Raw genomic sequence first — 21,061 nt, 5'->3', positions numbered from 1 at the left:
CTTTTCACCGCGCCGCTGCCGCGACCTCGGCGATGACGCGCAGCACCAGCTCCGGCTGGCTCATTTGCGGAAAGTGCCCGCTCGACGTCGCGATGACCTGTTGACCTTTTGAGGACAGCGAGGCCAGTCCTTGCTGGTGCTGCTGCCGCAGGCGTGCGGCTTCCGGGGGGAACAGAAAGGACGGTGGCCGCTTGGCGCCCGAGACGACGCAGACCGGCACCTGCGGAAAGGCCGGTGCCGTCGCCAGTTCCTGGACCGTGGTCACCTCATGGGCGACTTCGTCGAACGGATGCCGACGGGCGAACCGCCCGAGCACGGCATGGAGCACGCGCAGCCCGGCCCCCTGGTGCTGCTTGATGCTGCCGACGTCCTGCGGAGCGGTCGCCTCGAGGAACACCACGCCGGCCACCTCGTCGGGATGGAGGCGGGCGAACAGCTGGGCGTGCAGCCCGCCGAAGGAATGCGCCACGAGCACGTAAGGCGGTGTCGCGCCGATGCGCTCCAGCAGGCCGCGCAGGAGGCCCACGACCGCCCGCCCGGTCTGCGGCACCCGGGGCGGGCCGCTCGCGCCGACACCCGGGCGGTCATACGCGAGGACCGTGCCGAGTTGCTCGATGGCGGGATAGAGCCTGAACCATCCTTCGATGGGCCCGCCGGCGCCGTTGATGAGCACGAGGGTGGGGCGGCCGCTGCCGGACATCGTGTAGCTCAGTGCATGGCCCTCGACCTGCGCCTGCTGTCTTTTCGGGAGGGACTTCATGTCGCGAAATCCCTTCGGGTGGCGAGCAGCGGATCTCCGTGATCGCGGGAGATTCCGGCGGTTGGGTCGTCGAGGGTCAAGGGCATGCCGGGGAGCGAGCGAAAAGCCACCATTATCGGTGGGCCTTGGTGGGCACACGGGTGTGAGTTTCGGGAGGACTTTCATCACTGAACGGCTTTCGCCCTGCAGCCGGATGTCGTGCCCACCCTTGATCAAACGGCCGACTCGTGAGCACAATTCCTTGCACAAGACAAGGCAAGGGTGAGGGAAGCGGAGATGGAGATCGCGCAATTCGAGCGCATGGTCGCGCGCCTGGAGGCCGAAAGCCAGCGGTCGCTCGGGGTCTATCAACTCAAGGTCGGTCTGCTCGCGTTGCTGGGCTTTGCCATCCTGGCGCTGATCCTCGGTTTTGCCGGCCTGGCCTTGCTGCTGATCGGCGGGCTGCTGGTGGCCGCGGTGCTCACCGGCGGCAAGGCCATCATCGTGCTGTTCAAGCTCGGCAAGCTGCTGGTGCTGCTCGCCATCCCGCTGTGGCTGCTGCTGAAATCGTCGCTGTCGGCCCTGTTCACGCGCTTTCCCCCGCCCCAGGGCCGCGAGCTGAGCGCCGCCCAGGCACCCGCCTTGTATGCGGCCCTGGCCGACATGCGCCAACGCATGCGCGGGCCGCGTTTCCACCACGTGCTGATCACCGACGACCTCAACGCCGCGGTGGTCCAGCGTCCGCTGTTCGGCCTGTTCGGCTGGCCGCGCAACTACCTGCTGCTGGGCTTGCCCCTGCTGGAGAGCCTGTCGCCGCAGGAGGCCCTGGCGGTCGTGGCGCACGAATACGGCCACCTCGCGGGCTCGCACGGCAGCTTCGGCGCCTTCATCTACCGGCTGCGCAACACCTGGGGCAGCATCCAGGCCCTGTCCGAGCAATGGCAGGGCTTTGGCGGCCGCTGGCTGGGGCGCCTGGTCGGGTGGTATGCGCCGTATTTCAATGCCTACACCTTCGTGTTGGCGCGCGCCCAGGAGTACCAGGCCGACGCGGCCTCGGCCGAGCTGGTCGGTGCGGCGACGGCGGTGAGCGCGCTGAAGCGCGTCAATGTGAGCGCGGCCGCCTACGACCGCTTCCTCGAGGACACCTTCGCTGCCGCGCGCCGTGAGCCCACCCCTCCGGCCGACCTGGCCGAGCAATGGGCCCACCGGGCCGTCATGCCGCCGCCGGCCGAGCATGCGCAGCAGTGGCTGCAGCGTGCACTGGACCGCGAGGGCCGGGCCATGGACACCCACCCCGTGCTGCGCAAGCGTATCGTCGCGCTGGGCGATCGTGACAGCCAGGCCGCACCGGCTCTGCCCGCGCCGCTCGCCGGCGCCTCTGCCGCCCAGGTCTGGCTGGGCAGCGAGGCGGGCCGGCTGCGCCAGGCCTTCCAGAGGCAATGGCATGCCGAGGTGGTGGAACGCTGGCGCCAGCACCATGACCAGTGGCAGGCCAAGCGTGCCCGCCTCGACGAACTGCAGGCGCTGGCCGAGCCCGGCGTCGACGAGCGGATCGAGACCCTGCAGTTGCGGCTGCAGCTGGAGCCGCAGGACGATCATCTGCCCGCCCTGGTCGCCTTCAACGCGCAGCATGCCGACCACGCCCTCGGGCTTTACCTCGAGGGCTGCGTGCGCCTGGACCAGGGTGATGCCGAAGGCCTGGCCCTGCTCGAACGCACCATGGCGCTCGATGCGGACGCGACCAAGCCGGCCTGCGAAAAAGCCTTCGCCTTCCTGCGCGAGCGGCGTGACGAGCGCGCGGGCAGCTTCGAGCAGCGCTGGAACGAGCGCCACCGCTGGGAGATCGAGCGGCATGCCCAGTTGGAGCAGCTGTCACCGCATCACGAACTGCGCGCGCCCGGGCTGCCCGAGGACGCGCAGGCGACGGCGTTGGCCTTGGTGCGGCAGCACGGCAAAGGGGTGTCTCGGGCCTGGCTGGTACGCCGGGTTCTGCCGGCCGATGACAGCGTGATGACCTATGTGCTGTGCCTGGAGCTGACGGGCTGGGCACGCTGGCGCAACCACCAGGCCGACATCGTTGATCGACTCGCGCGCGAAACCTGGCCCATGCACGTGATCCTCTGCACCCTCGATGGCCAGCCTGAGGACTTCCAGGCCAGAGTCCAGGCCGTGCCCGGCGCGGAATTGCAGCTCGCTTGAAAACCCCCGCCTACCGGCAGCGGGCGTACATGAAGCAGGGGCGGGGCTCGCTGCTGAGGTTCGGGTGGACCAAGTAGCGCTCCAGCCGCGCTTCCCGAATGAAGCCGGCCTTTTCGAGGGTGCGTGCCGAGGCCTGGTTGTCGACATCGCATGTCGCTTGAACCCGATAGAAACGGGTGTTTTCCAATGCGGTCCGGGTGAGGTGCGCGACCGCCTCCGGCATCAGGCCCTGGCCCCAGTGCGCGCGTGCCAGGACATAGCCGATGTCCACGGTGTGCTGGAGGATGCGGGCTTCCAGCATGCCGATCGCCTCGAGCTCGCGGTCCGGCTTGGCCAGGATGTAGGGATGGCCCAGCCCGCTCTCCCAGGAGCGCAGGCACTGCTGGACGAAGGCCTCGGTCTCGGCCAGTCGCGAATGGGGGCGCCATACCATGTAGCGGGCGACGTCGGCGTCCTGCGTGTACGCATCGAACAAGGTGCGCGTGTCGGCGGCCCGCGGCGCCCGGAGTACGAGTCGATCGGTTTGGAGCCGTTCCGGGAGGTGATGGGTCACGTGGCTCCTTGGCGGGTTCATACGACAGGCAAAAGCTGCTTGGCGGGGCAATCGTCATGCGGGGGCAGCACCGGCGATGGCGGCGCTGCGCTCCCCGCAGCTGTGACAGCGGCTTCAGGCCGGCATGGACGACGACCTGGCCGCCGTCCTCAAACGCTCGTGCGCGACCGGCGCGCGCGCAGCCCCAGCCCGGCCAGGCCGAGCAGCAGCAGGGCATAGGTCTCGGGCTCCGGCACCGCGGTGACGCTCACTTGGTCGAACAGCGCGACGTGTGTCAGGACCTGTGCAGCATACTGGCCGGCGCCGCCGAAGCGTTCCACCTCGCCGCGGTCCAGCCCGGTGAAGCGCAGGGTGTAGGAGCCCGGCGCCAGCTGGGCGGTGAAGCTGTGCGAGGTGAAGTCTTGTCCCAGCGTGGTGGCGAACTGGCCCAGCACGCTGTCGCCCAGGCTCACCTGGTAGCGGAGGCCGGCGGCATCGGGATACGCGCCAAAGTAACGGCGCGGAAAGGCGTCGCTGTGCTCGACACCGGCGTCGAGCCAGCTGATCTGGTATTCGCCGGCGGTGCTGACGGTGAAGGTCTGCCACATCGATGCATGGTTGTACATGACCGCCGATCGAGGACCGGAGCCGCCGCTGACATCGCCGTAACCCGCCGTGGTGTCGGACAGCACGGCATTCTGGAATTGGTCGCCGCCCGCCACTGGGCCGTCAAAGGTCAGGCCGTCGGTCTCCCATTGCGATGGAACCCAGACTTGCAGCGGGGTGTTGCCGTCGTGGTAGTCGTCGAATTCGCCGTCGCGCAGAAGGTTCGTGGGTGCCGCCTGTGCGGCAAGAGGCAAAACGACAAGCGCCGCGGCGGCGAGATGGCGGGAACACAGCATGGCGGACTCCTGGATGTGCTTGTTGCTGATGGCGCCGCGCCCCGGACGATAGCCTTTCTGCAGCAGGTGCAGAATGGACGGGGAGGGCGGCCTCAGTCTAAGTGCGGTGCGCGGTGTCATGTGTTAAAGGGTGCAGCTGCTGACGAGAGCCTTTTGAGAAAGGCACGCATGATCGATGCTGGCGCGAGGGCCTGGCCGAGTTTCAGTGTGGTAGCTTTGGTCTTCGACTTGGAGGAGAACGCATGAAACGACTGCAGCACGCTTCCTGCCGAGCTTCACGGCGCACCCTGGCGGCGTTCGCATTCCTCGTGGCCTGTTCCGGCGTTCTGCCGGCGCAGGCGGCCTGCCGTCCCGGCGAGGCCAGCTTCTTTCGTGACGAAGCGCTGACGATGAAGGTCACCACCAAGCTGCAGTTCACCAAGGCCCTGATGCGCGAGAAGATCCGCGTCAAGGTCACCGGCGGCGTGGCGATGCTGTCGGGCGGCGTTTCCAGCGCCGAACAAATCGCGACGGCGGTGCGCATCGCCAGGCAGGTGGAAGGCGTGCGCTGCGTCGACAACTTCATGAAGGTGGGACCGCCGGAGGCGGACAACCCGCGCGAGCCCTAGGACATATCGCATGCCTCAACACATCGGAATCGTCGGTTGCTCCGCCGAAGGCGCGGCACTGTGCTATCGGACCATCTGCCAGGAAGGGGCGCAGCTGCTCGGGTCGCACGCGCACCCGGAAATCTCCATGCACACCCATTCCTTGGCCGACTATGTGCACTGCCTGGAGCGCGGCGACTGGGAGGGTGTCGGAGAACTGATGCTCTCGTCCGCGCAGAAACTCGCGAGGCTGGGTTGCGATTTCCTGATCTGTCCCGACAACACGATCCATCAGGCGCTGCCCGGGATCCAGGCGCGTTCACCCTTGCCCTGGCTGCACATTGCCGAGGTGGTGGCGGAGCAGGCGGCCGAGCGGGGGTACCGGCGTGTCGGACTCACGGGAACTCGCTGGCTGGTCGAGAGCGAGACCTATCCTGAAAAGCTGGCGGCGCGGGACATTGGCTACCTTCGCCCGGGCCCGGACGAGCGCGAGGAGATCAACCGCATCATCATGGCCGAGCTGGTCTGCGGCCGTTTCCTGCCGGAGTCGGTTGCCTACTTTCAGCAGGTGGTCGAAGGCATGAAAGGCCAAGGCTGCGACGCCGTCGTGCTGGGCTGTACCGAAATCCCCTTGATCCTGAACGACGCCAACTCGGCGCTGCCGACACTCGACTCCACGCGCTTGCTGGCGCGCGCCGGGCTACGGCGGGCCGTGCAGGGCGGCGGTGCCGCCGGCCGAGACCGGCAGCCTCAACCCCGCGCACTGTCCATGTAAGCCATCAGCGCCGCCGGATACCGCTGCCCGGCCGCGGCGCCCGCCGGCACGGCCGTTTCGATGCGAGCCAGGTCCTCAGCCGTCAGCCGCACTTGCAAGGACCCCAGCGACTCGGCCAGCCGCTCGCGGGTGCGCGCGCCCACCAGCGGCACGATGTCGTCGCCGCGAGAACGCACCCACGCAATGGCGAGTTGCGCGACGCTGTGGCCTTGTTCGCGCGCGATGTCGCGCAGCGCATCGGCCAAAGCCAGGTTGTGGCCCAGGTTCTCCGCCTGGAAGCGCGGGCTGGCGCCGCGGAAGTCGCCGGCAGCGAGGGTCCGCGCGGACGTCCAGTGCCCGCTGATCAGCCCGCGCGACAGCACGCCATAGGCCGTGATGCCGATGCCCAGCTCGCGGCAGGTGGGCAGGATCTCGGCCTCGATGTCGCGCGAGAGCAGCGAATATTCGATCTGAAGGTCCGCGATCGGGTGTACCGCACTCGCCCGACGCAGCGTCGCCGCGCTGACCTCGGAGAGGCCGATGTGCCGCACCCAGCCGGCCTTCACCAGGTCGGCGAGGGCGCCGACCGTGTCCTCGATGGGAACCTGAGGGTCCAGGCGTGAGGGCCGGTAGATGTCGACATGGTCGGTGCCCAGGCGTTTCAGCGTATAGGCCAGGAAGTTCTTCACGGCCACCGGGCGGGCATCGTAGCCGTTCCAGCTGCCGGCCGGGTCGCGCAGCGCGCCGAACTTCACGCTGATCACCGCCTGCGCTCGGCGGCCGCCCTTGATGGCCTCACGGATCAACAGCTCGTTGTGACCCATGCCATAGAAGTCGCCGGTGTCCAGCAAGCTGATGCCGGCGTCCAGCGCTGCCTGCACCGTGGCAATGCTTTCGGCCTCGTCAGCCGGTCCGTAGAAATCGGACATGCCCATGCAGCCGAGGCCGAGGATCGAGGTGCGCGGGCCTTGGGCACCGAGTCGGGTGGTTTCCATCGAGGGCTCCTTCAACAGGTTGGCGATGGGCGAATGGTGGCTGCGCGGGAGATGTGGATAAAGTGCCGCGCCCCGGCTTTACTATTCAGCCGATTCGAACAATCGGGGACTCCCCGTCAGCTCATGGACCGACTCGATGCAATGCAGGTTTTTTGCCGTGTGGCGGAGCAAGGCAGCTTTTCCAAGGCCGCGGAGCAGCTGGACCTGCCGCGCGCCTCGGTGACAGGGGCTGTGCAGCAACTGGAGCGCCAGCTCGGCGTGCGCCTGCTGCACCGAACCACACGCAGGGTGTCGCTGACGCAGGAGGGCGGCTTTTTCCTGGAGCGCTGCCAGCGCTTGCTGGAAGAGTGGGCCGAGACGGAAAACGTCTTCTCGGGGCAGCTGCAGCCTCAAGGTGTGGTGCGCGTGGACCTGCCGGAGCGGCTGGCGCGGCTGACCGTGATTCCAGCGCTGCCGGCGTTTGTCGAGCGCTTTCCGGGCCTGCAGCTGCGGCTCAGCACCACCGACCGGCTGGTCGATCCGGTGGCCGAAGCGATCGACTGCCTGGTGCGCGTCGGGCCGCTGCGCGACTCCACGCTGGTGGCCCGGCGTGTCGGCGAGATGGAGCAGATCAATTGCGCGACCCCCGGCTACCTCGACCGCCACGGCCGGCCGCAGCAGCCGGCCGACCTGGCGCAGCATGTGGCCGTCAACTACTTCTCCAGCCGGACGGGGCGCGACCTCGACTGGGAGTATGTCGAGGACAACGGCCAGGTCCGGACCCTGAAGCTGCCAAGCCGGGTGTCGGTGAGCAGTTCGGAGGCCTATCTCTCCTGCTGCCTGGCCGGCCTGGGGCTGATGCAGGCGCCGCGCCAGGGCCTGGAGCCTCTGCTGGAGGCCGGCGTGCTGGAAGAGGTGTTGCCGCGCTGGAAGCCGCCGCCCCTGCCGGTGTCCATTGTCTATGCGCACAACCGCCAGCTGTCGCCGCGGGTGAGGGTGTTCGTGGACTGGCTGGCGGAGGTGTTGAAGGTGTCGTGAGGGCGGGGCGGCTCCTGCTCAGCGCCCTGCAGCCTCTACACGGCGAGCGCGAGGGCCATGAAGAGGTACTTGAGCATGCTTCGCCACCAGCGCCTTGAGGCAAAAGCAGTCCTCGCCGGTCACCCGGCAGGTCTCGAGCGCATGCTCCATGCGGGCCAAGGCCGCGAGGCAGTTGCGGAGCTGGGCGTGCGTGGTGCGCAGGCGAATGAGTGCCATGAGTTCCAGCCCGAGGGCGTGCACATTCACCGTGGCTCCATAACCCTCGCCTCGCCGGTGCTTGCCACGTGGAGGAGGGGCAGGTTCAGTTGCCCGCGAAGTAGACGATATAGGTGAGCACGGTGTCGCCCAGGGCGATGGCGACGGCGGCCTGGTGCTTTTTCCGGCAAAGGGCCGAAATGTCGGCGGGTTTCGTCGGGGATGTTCCCTCGAGTGCGGACCGCAGTTCCCCCACCTCACGCTCGCTGAGCCACGCGGGGTAGAAGCGGGTGCCGGGATGCGGTGTCGGCCCATGGAGGCCCGCAGGAAGGAAGGCGAGCGCATCAAGCGCCCTATCCGGGGTGGACATCTGCAGCTTGGCAATCAACGCGACGAAGAAGGTCGGCCCCGGAAGCGACAGGAATTCATTGACGGGCAGCGTGCAGATCCGCCACCGTGCTGAAACCGTGCCCGCGGGAAGGCGCAGATGCGCCGACAAGGTGTCCAGGTCCTTCTCTGCATCGTGGAAGCAGGATGCCGAAGCCAGAGCCGTGAAGGCGGCGGCGCTGACGATGGCTCGACGCCTGGTGAATGGTTTTCGGTGCAGATGTGCCATGGCTAATCGGCTTCAGTGCTGCCAGGCACCTGCACGCTTGCGCCTTGCTGCTCGCGCATGTACTCGAAGCTGCCTTTCAAGGCGACAAAAAAGTCCCAGTCGGCGAGCTCGGCTGTCGGAAAGCTGAAATCCATCATGTACAGCCCGTAGTACTTCGCCGCGGGATAGGTGTGCCTGAAGAGCAGTTGTCCTTGATCGGTATGGATGCTGAATTCGCCGAGATCGGGTAGGGGTCGCCCTGCAAGATCCAGCGCAGGCCTCACCTCGGCGTATTTGGACGCTTCGATCTCGATGACGGGACCGTTCTCGACACGGAAGAAGAAACGGCTCCTGTCGTCCGTCCAATAACGGAAGAAGCGGGACCCGTCTTCCTCCTCGAGGTAGCTGCCGAGGATGCCGGGAACGTGGATCAACGGGACCCCGGGCGGTACTTCCGCGTCGGTCGCGGGGCGCCAGGCGCCGGTGTCGGGGTCGAGCCAGATGACGGGGACGGCGTGCAGGTAGTTCTGAAGCAGCATGCTGTGTGGTTTCGCGGGTCATCGCGCGGGGCGACAGTCAATCGCCCCAGTCATAGGTCGGCTCGACCGGAAGGCCCAGCACATCGGCAAACCATTTGCAGTGGGCTTCCAAGTCCTCGATCGGAATGCTTCCGCCCAGCCACATGCTCTTCGCCGGTCCCTTGTTTCCCGGGCAGACGACATTGAAGTGGCCCCACCGCGGCGGCGTGGACAAGATTTCTGCCCGGACAGACGTGATCGCCGTGAACGGAATCCGGATGCACCGGGCCCTCCCGAAGGCGCCTTGCTCCGTGACCAGAAGTTCCTGGAGCGTTCGATCGAAGTTGAAGGCAGTGAACACAGGATGCGTTTCCAGATAGGCCACGTATCCCGCAAACACGACCGGGCAAGTCATGAACAGGCCGATGAACACAAGGTCCTGTTGCCAGGAGAATTCATTCGCCACCAAGAGGGTGCAATGCACCGGCAGCATCACGATCAAAAGTAGGAGGCTGCACGAGAGAAGCGTGAGGCCGAAGACCTTGAACACGGCGCGAGGGTTCGGCATGTCGCGTACACGGCGCCAACTCGACTGTTCTGGCGAGAGTGTTCCCACCCAGGTAGGTCCGACCTGACTATTCATGCTCGGCCGAGGGGCAGGGCTGCCCTGCTTGGCAGCGCATGTGCGTCGACGTGGTGAGAATCGTGGTGTCTCACGCTTCTTCCTCGTCGTCGAACTCGCCGGGGATCATTTCGACGAAGAACCATTTGCAGGGGCGATCAATGAACGCATGGCGAGCGACGTCGCATGCGGCTGTCGTCGCGTCTGAGGGAGAGAGCTTCATGAAGGGATCGGCTTTCAGCGCTTCCTGGTTGTCCTTCAAGAGGACAAATTCCAGCATCGCCTGCCTGTCGACCCAAAGGCGGTGACGTCCAAGCTGTTGAACGGCCTTCACTCCGAAAGGGCCAAGAGTGCTGCATTCGTTCAGTTCGCCGACCGTCGTGCTGCCCGCCCAGGCAAACTGCAAAGCTCCGTAGGGGTCGTCCTGCGGGACGTATACGCCGGTGCGAGGCGGCCGTTCGTCGGTCTCGCCCGGGATATCAGTGCGTACCCGGAACCTCGGCAGGCGCGGAAACAGTTCTTGCATCTCCTGCCATGCCAGCGCTAACGAAAAATCGGTCCAGCTTGGAGGACGGTCCAGCGTGCTGTCGATGGCTGAAGCGTAGCGATACACCGCTTCAAACCGGGCCGTGAACTGCTTTTCCTCCTCGGGGCTCATCCACATGGATGAGTGATCGCCAATCATGCGTGAGCATTGATTTAAGCCGGTGAACCCGTAGTCCCCCCCTGCACGTCGGTCAATGGCGCGCAACGTGGACTGTCGGAAATGTTCAAGTACTTGAAAGGCGAAGATCGGCCGACTGGCAGCGGTGTCACCCACGCCGCAAGGGTTGTCGACCAGAAGAGCCTCTCGCCCTTGAAGCTTGGCCAACGCCAGGGTGACGTCTGCGCCTTCGATCAAGCGGTCAATGAGGGTCTTCAATCCAGCAAGGTAGTCAATCGAGGAGAAGTGATAGAGCAGGGTTGCCTGTCGCTTCTGCCACTTGCTCAAACTGAATTCGAGTGTTTTGCCTGAAGGATTACGGGACAGGGAGGGCATCATCGGTTCTAGATCTGCAGCGCCCCTCTACCCTTATCGCGTCGTGGCTGCCCGCATCGTATCGGTTGTGGCTGCACGCCAAGCCCCCGTCTATTCCTACACCCCAGACCACACCCATTGCACGTCCTGGCCCTTGTGCTGGGGCAACACCTCGCCGGCGCGTAAGGTCGCACGGCCCTGCAGATCGTCGATCACCGCCCAGTGGCCTGCCTGGGGCGCGGCTTGGCCCGACCAGGCGGTCACAAGCGGAACTGAAGGGGCAGGACTCTTGTCTGCTGGCTGGACAGGCGCGGCTTGGGGTTGCATGAAGACATAGTCGCGCTCCTCTTCGGGGACGGTTCCGTCTTCATAACGGTCGTCGCGCCAGATCAAGCGCCAGGTGGTGGGACGGCCCTTGTCGTTCGGGTCGCCCTCGAAACCGATGGTCGGAGCCGGGGAGCCGGCATGCAGGTAGTTCATGCAGCCATCCAGCGGAAACTGGCCGTCCGACGGCGCGAGCGGCTTCTTGAACAGACCGAGGAACCCGTCGCTGAACGGAACTCGCACTGGTTCCCAAATGCCGCTGTGGGGACAGGAGGCGCCAGTCTTGATCAGCACCTCTTTGTCCGGTACGGGGACGTCGGGGAGATCGCGGCGGGTTTTGACGAGGGCAAAACCTTCGTTGTCGATCATGAGCATGTCCGCCATCGACACAATATCGGCGGGCATGTCGGTGAACCGACTCTCCATCACGTAGTGGCCGATCTCGCTCCAAGCCGAAGTGCACAACTCGTACTTTTGGTTGAGCGGCTCCCAGTACGGAGAGCTCATCAGCGGCCAGATCAAGCCGTGAGATTCGGCGGCGAACGTCTTGCTGCTCCAGCCCCCAAGTGCCCTCACACCCTCGCAAAAGTACCCTGCGCCTACGCCATATCCGATGAACTTGAATACTGACTTGTCACCAGATTTCAGCTTCGAGAGAGCTTCCTCGAACGCCGCGTAGCATTTGAGCGTCAGCGCCATGTCGGAGGCGTGAATCAGCGGTCCGTCGTTCGTCGGCGCTGGCGTGTCCTGCGTGGCCGTGAAAACCTGCTGAACGTCCTCCACGAAGGCCCGATAGTAGGTTCCCATGCGAGCCCACGCCGTATAGGAACTGCATTGCTTGAGCCAGTAGAAAAGCGCCTTGCGCTCTTCTGTCGTTGGAACTGTATAAGCCATCAGCATTGCGACGCAGTTGGAGAAAGTTCACTTTTTGTCGGTCGCTCATCTGCACGGAGACGCGCCGTCTGCTCCACGGCATTGCCCGTCGCTTTCAGTCCTCTTCGAAGTATGCGATGTAAGCAAACAGTGCACTGTCTATTGTTACTCCTGCGGCTTCTATGTTCTTGTGGCTCTCTGCCGCTAGTCATTTCTCGCTTCAGGTCGATCTCCATGCCGCTTCTTGCCGGGCCGTGCGGCGATTTTCAACCCTGATTCTTGTCCCAAGACCAAATGGTGGCCCCCCAATCACTTTCGACATCCGGCATGGTGTCACCTTTCATGAAGTACCGCCGGCTGTTTGGCATGGCTGGGGTGAACCACCATCCCTCCTACACGCAGGCTTGTCCCGCCGGACAGCGCAGACGTCGGCGCTCTTGCTCCACGGCTTCAGCGATGCTCCGGCGCGGTTGGGATCGAGCGAACGCACTCAGATCTTTCGGATACACCATGTGCTCAACGGAGGTGTCATCGAGGTCATAAAGATACGCGACCGCCGCGGCCTCGAAGGCCCAGTAGCCGAAGTGTCCCCCCCTCCTTTTCGCGTCTGGTTTTTATGGCTGTCATACCAGCCGGTAGGGGCCATGCCCTTGTACCAAGCTTTCAAATATTTCTTCAGATCTTCCAACTTTTCGTTGGCAGGGGTCTGGGCGGTCACATCGAGCAAGTGACGGTAAGGCATGTCGTGGTACCACACATCCAGGATCGGCCTCCCCGGTACATACTTTCCTAGCAAGTCCTCCTCCAAGGCATCTTCCTCGTCGGGCTCTCCTCCCTTGAAAAGAGAATGCACGGCTGGTATCAAGTCTTCGCGGTGAAGAAGTATGGCGAGAGAGAGCAGAGACAAAAGGCGCTGGTAGTCGTCCAAATGCTTGAAGTCGAACCACGGCAAGGCAGGTTCGTTCTCAATCTCGCGTTCGTGTTGCGCAGCGAGCAAGTAGCCATCCACGACGATGCCAAACTCCTCGCGGAGATCTGGAATCTTTCCGCCCGCTGTAAATCGGACACACCATATTTCGAAGCGCGTGTCGGCCACCATATGCATGAGGCGCACACGGTTCTCCGGTGTTTGTTCTTCAGAGAAGAATGACGCCTCCAGTTCCTGTACCTCCTCCGAGTAGTAGGAGAGATATGCGCGGGCGTAGCGTTCGTCCAAGAGCTGCTGCCGGCGTCGAAGATGGAAAGGCTGCTGAGCTTTGGCGAGCGGCCCCCCGTGAAGACGCGTATTCATAAAAGACCTGGCTGTCTCGATCCTGATCGCGACGTCTTGCGGTGATGGCGTTCAGTCCTGCTTGAGGTCCCATCCCCAAATCGTCCGGCCCCAATCCGATTCGATTGCCGGCATGGTTTCGCCTGCCCTGAAGCGACGACGGCTATCGAGTTTGGCCGGCGTGGACCACCACCCTTCCCGAGGGCAAGCATGTCCTGCCTCACAGCGCAACCGCAGGCGCTCCTGGGATGTTGCTTCGGCAACGGATCGACGCGGCATGGAACGCGCAAAGGCCAACAGATCTTTTGGAAAGACGAGATGATCGAGCTCCGCATCGTCCATCTCATACAAATAAGCCGTCGCTGCTGCCTCGAAAGCCCAATAGCCTGTGTATGCGCCGACGCCCTTCGGCGACTGCTCCTTGTGACTGTCATGCCAGGCAGTGCTTGCCATGCCTCTGTACCAGGCTTTCAGGTACTTTTTCATGTCTGCCAGCTTCTCGTCTGGTGGTGTGTTTGCGGTCACGTCGAGCAGGTGACGGAATGGCATGTCGTGAAACCACACATCCAGGAAGGGGCGGTCGTCGAGGTACTTGCCTAGAAGATCCTCCACGAGCGCGTCCGCCTTGTCTGGTGCTCCGTCCTTGAACAGAGAATGAACGGCGGGAATCAAGTCTTCCCGGTGCAAGAGGATGGACAGGGACAGGAGCGCCAGAACCCGCACGTAGTCATCGAGGTGCTTGAAGTCGAAGAAGGGGAGGGCGCCCTCCTCCTCATACTTTCGTTCTGCCTGCGCTGCTTCAACATAGGCGCTAACGACCACTTCGAGATCGTCTCTCAGCGAGTCGAGCGACGCACCGGCGGTGTAGTCGAGTGCGAACAAGCGGTAGTACTCACGCGCTTTCCGGGTCAGTTCGGCGACACGCAATTCTTCCGAGAGGTCGGGGTCGGCAAGTGCTACTTGAATGTCGTGCAACGTATGCGTGGGGACCCACTCCGAGGTGAAGCGCCACGCTGCCTCGTCAAGAAACTGTTGTCTTCGACGCTGGTGGAACGGGACTTGGCTGTTTTCGCTCATGGCTGGCTTGGCGCGCGTTTCGTACGTTTTTGATTCAATTCCCGCACAACTGCTTCAATGTCTTTGTCTTGATATTCTCGAGTGATCGCGTGTTGTGTGTGGGAAGCTGCGTCATTGGGGGCATCGCTCTCCTCGTCAGGCAGCAATGCCGCAAAATGGTCGGCGACATGTAGAGAAGATATGTGAAAAACATGACGCGAGTAGTTGCGAAGTGTCTTGTACTTGCGCTCAACATCGGATCTCAGGTCTTCAGGGAACCGCTCAATTCGCTGCTCGATCCATGTATGACTCATTGGTACAACGTCTTTCTCGGGCTTCTGCGGAGGTGTGCCTGTTTGGGTAGGTCCTTGGTTTGCGGGGGCGCCATTGACGCCACGCTTACTTCCGCTTGCACTGCCCGAATGACCCGCCGCTACCTGCTTGGTCGCTGCTTTGTGGGCGGCCAGCTTGTGCTTGTCATACACCTCGTCGTAAAGCATAGATTTAAGGCTCTTGGAGGGGTCGAGGTAGCACTTCGCGTCGATCACGGCATATTTCTGGGTCCCGGTGCTTTTCTTTCGCCAAAGGCCGTCTAGGCCAGCTCCACGCGCTCCGTTGACGCTCAGCTTCACCAACTTGCAGTTGTCGTTGAGCTTGCCTGGCGTATACAGATCTCGTAGCGGATCTTTCCGATGCTCGATGTAGTCTTGCGTTTTACGTGCATCTTTGCGTCCGCGGACATCTTCCAACTGCTTCCGAAGCGCTTCCCTTCTCTTGTTCGTTTTCGCCGAGGCAATGGCTACTTCGAGTTCTCGCTCCCGCTCTGCCTTTTCCGCATGGTGTGGATCGTCGGCCAAGCTCCAATAGCCACGCGGGCCTTCGTCATGCGATGACCATCCGCTGCCCCAGCCCTTCACCTGGAGGCAGTGATAATCTGAGATGTGTTCGCCGGCAATGCCCTGCATCGTATCGTTGATGTCGGGCCAGTCCATACGGGTACGACGTTGCGTGGTGCTCGTCGTGTTGGCATGCCCTGTATCGGTCTGGCCCCGTGCCTGTGCTCCAGTCGGCTCGTGTCTCTCCGGCGCATCTGCGCTGGCAGGTGTTGCGTCCTTGCCCTTGCCCCGTCCCCGCCTCTTTTTCGACGCAGCCGACTTCGCGCCTTCGGAATCCGAAGGGACGCCGAGCATCACCGATGCAGCGATCGTGCCTGCGTCTTCCCCAAGCAGTTCCTCAAGAAACTCCTTGATGCTCTGGATGGCCATCGTAATGGGACCGCTGAACTGACCTCGCATCGCTTCAATGCCGGGCAGGGCGTCCGCGGCAACGTGCTCCAGCGAGTCGGGGACCCACCAACGGTCGTCGGTGGATAGCCAAGTCAGCAGGCTGATGATCGATGCGAGGGCAGCCTCGGCCTGCTCGATGGCCGCTTGGGTGAGCGCAGCCCATTGCAAGCCCCGCACCCACTTGATGGCTCCGCCTTTGCCCATGCCCAGCAGGCGTTCAATCATCTCTACGCCACCGCGCAGAGCCTTGCCGACCGCCTGCCGCTCTTTCCAAAGTGGCTTGAATACGCCCTTGAAGGGGCTGCCCACAATCGGCACGGAGCCCAGGGCGGCAAAGCCGAGCATGATGCAGTCGTCTTTCGTCGCGTACTTGAAGCCGCCCTTGCGGTTGATCTTGAAGAGACAGGCCGCGACGTCGCGAGCGTCCATGACTTGGTCGAGGACCGGGATCATGCCGATCGCTCCACCGACCAACTGCGCGGAAACAGGCTGGGCGTCGTCGAAGTCGCCGAGGATCAGTGCCTTCAGGAAATCTGCTACATCGTCGATGAAATCTCGTGCGCCCATCAAGCAACTCCCTCGCGCATGTTCATACGTCGGCGTGCTTTGGCCGATTCCAGCAGTCGCTCAGCCTCCTGCTTGACCTGCGGATCCTTCCACTCCGGCGTCGATTCCTGCGACTCCGGTTTCCATTCGCGGGGATCCTCACCGTACTCGACACGGTAGGCCCCAGGAGGAACGCCTTCTATGCGGGCGAATCCCTTGCCGTCGAGTACGCCGTTGAACACGGCGCCGCTCTCGAAGACGACCTTGTACGGTGCGCCGGCAATCGGCTCCAAGTCGTCATAGTGGTAGTTCAGCTCCACAAAACGTGGGCTCTCTCCAAGCTTTGCGTCGGGAAGGAAGGGGAGCTGCGCCTCACCTTGCCCCGGCCCCTCCCACTGATGCCCCGAACTCTTCACCGTGAACGCCCCCGGACACGCAAACGTGATGTCCCCACCCTCCAGCGTGATCCGGCTCTGCCCCGCCACCATCTCGATCTTGCTTTTCGCCTGGATACGGATCTCGTCATTGACCGAGACCACCGTGATCTCCCCGTCCGCCAGGATCTCCATCGCATCGGTATGCGCCCGCAGCGAGACCGGCCCATTGGCCGCCACCACCTGGATGCCGCCGTCGTGCGTGAAAAGGCTGGTGGTCTCTCCGCTCACGCTGCTGTAGGTGTGCCCCGCCGTCTGGTGCAGGTCGCCCTGCGTCACGAGGCTCAGGTCCTCGCCGGTGAACTGCACATGGGTGGCTGGTGTGACGAAGGCCGCCGTGCTTGGCGTCTCCATCAGGATCACCGGCTCGGAAAACTTCTCGACCGGGTCGGCCAGCTCGCGCGAGCCGGGCTGTGCCTTCAAGGCTTCCTGCCCGTTGACGGGCCCCGGGTACTTGCCGTCCTGCTCCACATCCAGCACGCGGATCAGCCGTTCGACAGCCTCTTCGGCATCGTGGCTCGCCAGCTTCAAGGCCTGTTGCTGCTCGGCGGCGTCGCTGAGCCGCTTGCCCAGGTCGTGGGCGGCTTTCAGCTGGCTCACGGCCTCGGCCACGTCCATCTGCGTGCTTGCGACGCTGGCGCCCTGCTGGGGCCGCGCCGTGGTGCTGATCAGCAGGCCCTCGGTCGCCCGCACCATCGCCCAGCCCTCGGTCGCCAGCTCGAAACCCGAGCCGCGCCAGGCGCCGCGCTGCGCGCTGTGCACACTCTGCTCGATCAGGTGGCCCAGGCCCAGCTCGCTCATCGCATGGCTGCACAGGAAACGCATGCGCAGCTGGCCCGTGGCGTCGTCCACCACCCAGCTGTTGCTGCCTTGGCCGTCCAGTGCGTGCGTGTAGAGGCCCGAGATGACGCCCGGGTGGTTCACGCTGGAATCGACGCCGGCAGAGTAGGGCGGCAGGTCCTGCCCATTGAACACCTGCCCGACGATCACTGGCCGGTCGATGTCTCCGTCGAGAAACTCGACGACCACTTCGGTCCCCTGGCGCGGGACAAACACCGCGCCATGGTTCGCGCCGGCGCTCGGCATCGCCACGCGCACCCAGGTGCCAGCCTGTTCGTTGCCGGGGGCGTTGCCTTCCTTGTCGCCGGCTGATTCGTGGGCCAGGCCGCCGGGGTTGGGCCGCTGGCCACGCTGCCAGTGGAACTGCACCTTCACGCGCAGGTCGCGCTCGGTGGTGATTGTCTCGCCCGAGGCGCCCACCACCAGGGCCGTCTGGGCGCCCGGCGCGGTGGCCTTGCGCACGAAACGGGGCACCACCGGCGCCGCCGCCGGCGCGGCTGTGAAGCGGTTGCGATACCCGCCGCGCTCCAGCTCCGGCTGGTTCAGCCAGCGCGCCAGGTCGGCGCCGAGGTTGTTGGCGGCTTCGTGCTCGACCGACAGGAGCGTGAACTCGTTGTCGGGCCGCTGGCGGCTCGCCGTCAGCTGGCCGCTGTAGTTGAAGGCCGAGGTGTTGGCGCCGTAAAGCGGGTGGTCGACCAGGAAAAAGCGCCGCCCCGCCTCCAGCGCGCGCATCGCGCCTTGTCCTTCGAACTGCTTCAGGTTGAGTTCATGCCACGCCAGCCGCAAGGCCGCCGCCCGCTCTGCGTGTTCGGCGTTTTCATAACGATAGGTGCCTGAGCCGTCGTACTGCTCCAGTTCGCCGACGTCTCCCTGCGGCAAGCTCGAAGCATCCGCCGCGGTCGTGCCGACCAGCTGCTTGTAGTTCCAGCTGCCCAGCGTGACGGCATTCGGTTGGACCCGGCGATGTGAGCCGAAAGTGCTGATCGCGTCACTCACCGTGTTCACATCCGGGCGGGTGTAGCGGATGTCGCCGAGCTGCGGCCGCTCGCTGCCCCGGTCGGTGATGACCAGCACATGCTTGGCATGCCCTTGCTCCGCCGCCTGCGCGGCCCCCTCCGCTGCCAGGTGCTCGAAGTGATAGCTCAGGCCCTCTTCGGCGAGCAGCCGGGTGACAAAGTCGAGGTCGGATTCCCGGTACTGGATGCACAGGCTGCGCCGGCGCAGGGCCTCCGTCGCCTCGATCCGGTAGTGCGCTTGGGGATAGTCCTTGAAAACCTCTTCGACGATGTCCAGCGCGGTCTTGTCCTGGAAGACAAAGCTGTCGCGCCGCAGCCCGAGAAAGCTGAGCCAGGGCGCGGTGACAAAGCGGTAGCGCGCCGCGCCGCCGTCCGAGTCCAGCCGCGCGGCCTGCAGTACGTAGCCGTGCCACGGCCGATAGCTGCCGTCGCCGCGCTGCAGCTGCAGGCTGATCTGCTCGCCGACCAGCGTGGCCGGGTCCAGATAGGCCGACGTCGAGAGCGCGTCGATGACGATCTCGAAGGGCTGGTTCACGGCTTCGCGGATGCTGGCGCGCTCGGGCACCAGCACGCAGCTTTCCAGCGCGGTCTCCAGACGGAGCAAGCGGTTGGTCTGCTGGAAAAATTTGAGCGCATCGAACGCGCCGGCCAGAACGGCCGCGCCTTGCGCAACAGCGCCTGAAAACATGAAACCTCCCTCGAGGCTGGAGCCCCTTGTTCGAATGATGGTTCGCTGCCGGCGGTACGGGAGAGCCGGGCGAGGCGACCGCCGGACCGACACATCCGGTCCTCCGCCTCGGGCGTACATCCAAGGCGCATGGACGGCCGGGCGAAGATGGGAAGACATCCTAGCAAGCCTGGACGGATTCCGACCCTCCCAAAACGGGGGGGCTCGGGCCCGGCCGGGGGCGTTCCGGCTGTACGGCAAGGCATACTTCGCTGCCTCCGGCCTGCTTGCCAAGGCCGTCCTGACTCCTTCGGGCCTGAAAAGCCGTACCCAGCCCCCTGCCATGACCACCGTGCGGCCCCTCGCTCCTCGGCTCACCTGGGTCGCCCGTCTGGCGGGCGATGCCGGGCCCCATGGCCTGTTCGCCTGGGTTTTCTGGAGTGCCGCGCCCCACGGCCCTCCCGAGAAACAGGGGGTTGCCTACACACTGGCAATTGCCTTCACATTGCTCGCCGCCTATCTCGCACTTCGTGCCGTCTATCGGAGTCTCCCCATCCTCCTCTTGGACGGGCGCGTCAAGCTGATGGGCACGCTGCCACTGAGCCGCCACCCGCCCACCCGGGTGCTGATCCGGCATGACCACGGTCACTGGTGCGTCACCGAACTCCTCTGCGGCCGACGGGCCATCCATCTGTTCAAGCACCACGACCATCCGGAGGACCGACGCATCGCGAAGGAGACGGCGGATCGCCTCGGTGTGCTGTCTTTCCGGGAGATGGGCGGCCGGCGACCGAAACGACTGTAGGTGGGTGTCCGGCCGTAGACGACCTGGACTGGTTCACAGGAGCGGTCATCGATCACCAGGCGCTGGGCCAGATTCTCCGGTCTTCATCGAGCCGACACATCGGCCGCCTACTCTGGCGCCCTTCGCACCGAGGAGACCTCCATGTCTCGAACGATGGCAGCCCTTGTCCTGTGCGCCAGTCTCCTTGCCGCAGCCGAGGGCGCGCAGGCCGTCAGCCCGGCCGAACTGGCGTTTTTCCACGCGCCTGTCCACTACCAGGACACCGACTCCAGCGACTACCCGTCGGACTACATCACCGCCTTCGACTACGACGCCGACCGCATCACCACCAACAACTGGGACAACCGTGGCAACGGCCTCTGGCCGGCCACGGCGTACTACTCGGTGGTGGAAAGCTGCAGCCACTACTTCATCACCTACGCCTTCTACCACCCGCGCGACTGGTCCGACACCCTCTTCGACCAGGAGCACGAGAACGACCTCGAAGGGGCCATCCTGTCCGTACGCAAGGACGGCTCGGCCTTCGGTCGTCTCGAAGGCATGATCACGGTCTTTCATACCCACTTTTTCTCGTACACACCGCCCGGCAGCCCCTACACCAACGGCCACGAGAACATCGACGGCACGCTGTCCTTCGAGATGCACGACGGCATTTCCCGCGTCAAGACGGTGCAGGAAGCCAAAGGCCATGGATTGAAGGCGTGGCCCTATACCTCGAACTTCGACGGCGGCCCCGACCAGGATGGGGTGGTCTACTACCCGACCCGGGGCGCCGGCACCTATCCCCTCTCTGGCAACGACCGCCACGTGGCGTATCGCCTGGTCGACATCACCGAGCCCCATGGCCTGTGGGCCGCTGCGCTGAGCGATGCGGTGCAGCCGGGCGCCCACGCACACACCTTCAGCAGCTGGGGCTGCTTCAAAGGAGACGCCAGCGGCGGGTGCGGATCGGGCGCCAAGAGCTGCAGCACCAACGCCGCGAATGCACCGTGGGGCTGGGACGACGGCGACGACGGTCCCAGCTACCGGGGGGAATTCGCGCTCGATCCAGCGCATCTGTTCTCCCACTATTTTGGTGGCGTCGGCCCTTTCAGCCAGCAGTACGTCCAGCATCCTTTCCTGGCCGGCCTGCGCAACGCTGGCTTCTACTCCGGGCACGTCCCGGCGGGATTCCCGTCGGCGCTCGACTTGAACAGTTTGTACGGCAAGGTCGTCGGGTCTTGCCGCTGACTGTGGGCGCCGTCAATGCGATATCCGCGGAGCGGAGCCCG

20 protein-coding genes and 1 pseudogene are annotated in these 21,061 nt (G+C 64.5%); 6 read left to right on the top strand and 15 right to left on the bottom strand.

Features of this window, described 5'->3' with window-relative positions; all coding sequences use genetic code 11:
* Positions 1-4: 4 nt before the first annotated feature.
* Positions 5-760, bottom strand: a complete 756-nt coding sequence (locus OOT46_RS09320; RefSeq protein ID WP_265403322.1) for an alpha/beta fold hydrolase — start codon at positions 758-760, stop codon at positions 5-7.
* A 276-nt stretch (positions 761-1,036) separates the two neighbouring features.
* Between OOT46_RS09320 and OOT46_RS09315 the strand changes: the two genes are divergently transcribed.
* Positions 1,037-2,938, top strand: a complete 1,902-nt coding sequence (locus tag OOT46_RS09315) for a M48 family metallopeptidase (protein WP_265403321.1) — start codon at positions 1,037-1,039, stop codon at positions 2,936-2,938.
* Between the two features lie 10 nt (positions 2,939-2,948).
* Here OOT46_RS09315 and OOT46_RS09310 read toward each other — a convergent pair whose 3' ends face one another.
* Both OOT46_RS09310 and OOT46_RS09305 read right to left on the bottom strand, forming a co-directional pair.
* Complete coding sequence (locus OOT46_RS09310; RefSeq protein WP_265403320.1) at positions 2,949-3,491, bottom strand: GNAT family N-acetyltransferase; 543 nt, start codon at positions 3,489-3,491, stop codon at positions 2,949-2,951.
* A 149-nt stretch (positions 3,492-3,640) separates the two neighbouring features.
* Entirely contained in the window at positions 3,641-4,492 is an 852-nt protein-coding gene (locus tag OOT46_RS09305) for a PEP-CTERM sorting domain-containing protein (RefSeq protein ID WP_265403319.1), read from the bottom strand.
* Between the two features lie 122 nt (positions 4,493-4,614).
* Here OOT46_RS09305 and OOT46_RS09300 point away from each other — a divergent pair, with 122 nt between their 5' ends.
* Both OOT46_RS09300 and OOT46_RS09295 read left to right on the top strand, forming a co-directional pair.
* Positions 4,615-4,980 carry a BON domain-containing protein gene (locus OOT46_RS09300; protein ID WP_265403318.1) on the top strand — a complete coding sequence of 122 codons (366 nt, stop codon included), beginning with the start codon at positions 4,615-4,617 and terminating at the stop codon, positions 4,978-4,980.
* 10 nt (positions 4,981-4,990) lie between these two features.
* Positions 4,991-5,734 (top strand): aspartate/glutamate racemase family protein, encoded by a 744-nt coding sequence (locus OOT46_RS09295; RefSeq protein ID WP_265403317.1) that lies wholly within the window; start codon positions 4,991-4,993, stop codon positions 5,732-5,734.
* Here the strand turns inward: OOT46_RS09295 and OOT46_RS09290 are convergent.
* Entirely contained in the window at positions 5,710-6,708 is a 999-nt protein-coding gene (locus tag OOT46_RS09290; protein ID WP_265403316.1) for an aldo/keto reductase, read from the bottom strand. The two genes, OOT46_RS09295 and OOT46_RS09290, sit on opposite strands and share 25 nt — an antisense overlap.
* 123 nt (positions 6,709-6,831) lie before the next feature.
* Between OOT46_RS09290 and OOT46_RS09285 the strand changes: the two genes are divergently transcribed.
* Positions 6,832-7,725 carry a LysR family transcriptional regulator gene (locus tag OOT46_RS09285; RefSeq protein WP_265403315.1) on the top strand — a complete coding sequence of 298 codons (894 nt, stop codon included), beginning with the start codon at positions 6,832-6,834 and terminating at the stop codon, positions 7,723-7,725.
* Positions 7,726-7,743: 18 nt separating this feature from the next.
* Here OOT46_RS09285 and OOT46_RS09280 read toward each other — a convergent pair whose 3' ends face one another.
* From OOT46_RS09280 to OOT46_RS09235, 11 genes and pseudogenes are all read right to left on the bottom strand, one after another.
* The gene (locus OOT46_RS09280; RefSeq protein ID WP_265403314.1) at positions 7,744-7,971 is read right to left on the bottom strand and encodes a hypothetical protein; all 228 of its coding nucleotides are present in this window, start codon (positions 7,969-7,971) and stop codon (positions 7,744-7,746) included.
* Between the two features lie 55 nt (positions 7,972-8,026).
* A complete protein-coding gene (locus OOT46_RS09275; protein ID WP_265403313.1) occupies positions 8,027-8,536 on the bottom strand; it encodes a hypothetical protein in 510 nt (169 codons plus the stop codon).
* Between the two features lie 2 nt (positions 8,537-8,538).
* The gene (locus OOT46_RS09270; protein WP_265403312.1) at positions 8,539-9,054 is read right to left on the bottom strand and encodes a hypothetical protein; all 516 of its coding nucleotides are present in this window, start codon (positions 9,052-9,054) and stop codon (positions 8,539-8,541) included.
* Positions 9,055-9,091: 37 nt separating this feature from the next.
* Positions 9,092-9,583, bottom strand: a complete 492-nt coding sequence (locus OOT46_RS09265; protein WP_265403311.1) for a hypothetical protein — start codon at positions 9,581-9,583, stop codon at positions 9,092-9,094.
* 163 nt (positions 9,584-9,746) lie between these two features.
* Positions 9,747-10,697: a hypothetical protein gene (locus tag OOT46_RS09260; protein WP_265403310.1), complete on the bottom strand. Its 951-nt coding sequence runs from the start codon at positions 10,695-10,697 to the stop codon at positions 9,747-9,749.
* A 93-nt stretch (positions 10,698-10,790) separates the two neighbouring features.
* Positions 10,791-11,897 (bottom strand): Imm71 family immunity protein, encoded by a 1,107-nt coding sequence (locus OOT46_RS09255; RefSeq protein ID WP_265403309.1) that lies wholly within the window; start codon positions 11,895-11,897, stop codon positions 10,791-10,793.
* 365 nt (positions 11,898-12,262) lie between these two features.
* A pseudogene (locus OOT46_RS30925) lies at positions 12,263-12,421 on the bottom strand (hypothetical protein); the annotation flags it as partial.
* Positions 12,361-13,161: a PoNe immunity protein domain-containing protein gene (locus tag OOT46_RS09250; protein ID WP_416136171.1), complete on the bottom strand. Its 801-nt coding sequence runs from the start codon at positions 13,159-13,161 to the stop codon at positions 12,361-12,363. The gene OOT46_RS09250 and the pseudogene OOT46_RS30925, both read right to left, overlap by 61 nt.
* A 51-nt stretch (positions 13,162-13,212) precedes the next feature.
* Complete coding sequence (locus tag OOT46_RS09245; protein ID WP_265403307.1) at positions 13,213-14,217, bottom strand: PoNe immunity protein domain-containing protein; 1,005 nt, start codon at positions 14,215-14,217, stop codon at positions 13,213-13,215.
* Entirely contained in the window at positions 14,214-16,049 is a 1,836-nt protein-coding gene (locus OOT46_RS09240; protein ID WP_265403306.1) for a hypothetical protein, read from the bottom strand. The genes OOT46_RS09245 and OOT46_RS09240 overlap by 4 nt, the downstream gene beginning before the upstream one ends.
* On the bottom strand, positions 16,049-19,006 hold the full coding sequence (locus OOT46_RS09235) for a type VI secretion system Vgr family protein (protein ID WP_265403305.1): 2,958 nt from the start codon (positions 19,004-19,006) through the stop codon (positions 16,049-16,051). The genes OOT46_RS09240 and OOT46_RS09235 overlap by 1 nt, the downstream gene beginning before the upstream one ends.
* Before the next feature lie 322 nt (positions 19,007-19,328).
* Here OOT46_RS09235 and OOT46_RS09230 point away from each other — a divergent pair, with 322 nt between their 5' ends.
* Both OOT46_RS09230 and OOT46_RS09225 read left to right on the top strand, forming a co-directional pair.
* The gene (locus OOT46_RS09230; RefSeq protein ID WP_265403304.1) at positions 19,329-19,790 is read left to right on the top strand and encodes a hypothetical protein; all 462 of its coding nucleotides are present in this window, start codon (positions 19,329-19,331) and stop codon (positions 19,788-19,790) included.
* A gap of 141 nt (positions 19,791-19,931) precedes the next feature.
* Positions 19,932-21,020, top strand: coding sequence for a hypothetical protein (locus tag OOT46_RS09225; RefSeq protein WP_265403303.1), 1,089 nt, complete (start codon positions 19,932-19,934; stop codon positions 21,018-21,020).
* Positions 21,021-21,061: the final 41 nt, after the last annotated feature.

Source organism: Aquabacterium sp. A7-Y, from assembly GCF_026153205.1.
GTDB lineage: Bacteria > Pseudomonadota > Gammaproteobacteria > Burkholderiales > Burkholderiaceae_C > Caldimonas.
This window is presented reverse-complemented; position numbering and strand designations above follow the sequence as displayed.